Raw genomic sequence first — 1,423 nt, forward strand, 5'->3', positions numbered from 1 at the left:
ACTGAATCGTAAAACTATCGGGTACTCAAAATCAGTGGAAATGCATGACAAGATAATCGGCACATTCATCGAACGTGAACATTATCTGCAATGACCTGATCTACATATTGAATACGTGACCCAATTTTGATTGATCCGCTGTTCCCATGAAAAATATTATATTTGTCTCAGGTTTATTACCATCACGGGCTGAATAGGTTATGTAATAGTCCTGAGAGACAAGGGGAGTCTCCCTTATAACTTCCATTGAGAAAAAATGGTCATAAAACCAATTTTCTTTTGTATAAGAAAGACTATCAATAGTCATTAGTTTAATTAATACACATACTGTCATCGCTATAAAAGCAAAAAAAACAATATTCTTATTAATCACCATAGACTCTCTTATTGTTTAAATACACGCCAAAATCACTGTCATTTACAATTACAACATCACCAGAATCGAAATTTGAATATGGCTTCACTGATTTCATAAAACTGGGTAATTCACCTGGATAAGGCCTTGCGTTTGGTGATTTTGATGGATCAGGAAACAACAAAGGCCTAAACCCTTTATTCTTAAAGTTGCCAATAGCGCCATAATAATCCCATCGTTTAATTGACTCACTTTTGCTAACAGGTTTTAAGTCAGAAAGATAATTTTTACCATGGATTGCTCGATAAAACCCAAGCAAATCGGACACAAGGTCTTCTCCACTAAAGCCACTGTCTGTAGCCCAGCTAAAAGGCCAACTATCTTGCATCCCTTCAAATGCTATGCCCGTTCTCATCATCATAGCAAGAGCGATACTATGGCGTTCAGATAGTAAGCGTCCTCGGCGTATTTTCCAAAGACTGTACTTAGCAGTACCTGCCAGCTTTCGTTTAACGAACATGTTTTGTTCATAACGAATATGATAAAACTTATCGAGCTTACTTTCACCTAATTCCATTTGAGACAGAACACTCCTGATGTCATCACCTGATGCATGCCCCAAATCTACTCAACCTAATATTTCGGTGTAAATGATACCATACTTCGCTGATATTACCTGATTGACATCCAATATTTCTGATCGCTTACTCATTTACTTTATCCGTCCTTGGATTTCTATAAATCAATAAATTGAATCACTCCATAGCATATAACTACTCGTACGAGCAATAACATGCTCCAATGTTATTGATGAAAACTTAAATGATACATTTTCCTGAGGTTGACCATCATTATCCGTCAATGAGTGGGGATAAAAATAACGAATATCATTAATGATCGCATCTTTTAACGATATTTTAAAAAAAGCTTCATGCCCACCTAAGGACAGGGTGGGATCTCACTTTACTTATTGAAATAGAGAACTTATTTCGATTTTATTGATCTGAGCTTTATCTCCACTAACACTCAGTGAAAGACAATGACTATCTTTAATTATATCAATGAAAT

At 35.8% G+C, this 1,423-nt stretch carries 3 protein-coding genes; 1 reads left to right on the plus strand and 2 read right to left on the minus strand.

Annotated elements, in window-relative coordinates; genetic code table 11:
* On the plus strand, positions 1–94 hold a 94-nt coding region (locus Q3A88_RS21795), incomplete at its 5' end, for an IS1 family transposase (RefSeq protein WP_317177888.1).
* Between the two features lie 271 nt (positions 95–365).
* Here the strand turns inward: Q3A88_RS21795 and Q3A88_RS21800 are convergent.
* The gene (locus tag Q3A88_RS21800) at positions 366–932 is read right to left on the minus strand and encodes a hypothetical protein (RefSeq protein ID WP_317178659.1); all 567 of its coding nucleotides are present in this window, start codon (positions 930–932) and stop codon (positions 366–368) included.
* 165 nt (positions 933–1,097) lie between these two features.
* Positions 1,098–1,304 (minus strand): type VI secretion system tube protein Hcp, encoded by a 207-nt coding sequence (locus tag Q3A88_RS21805; RefSeq protein WP_317178660.1) that lies wholly within the window; start codon positions 1,302–1,304, stop codon positions 1,098–1,100.
* Between the last annotated feature and the right edge of the window lie 119 nt (positions 1,305–1,423).

Origin of the sequence: Pectobacterium sp. HCp5_1, assembly GCF_032905925.1 — a bacterium.
Classification (GTDB): Bacteria; Pseudomonadota; Gammaproteobacteria; order Enterobacterales; family Enterobacteriaceae; genus Pectobacterium; species Pectobacterium brasiliense_A.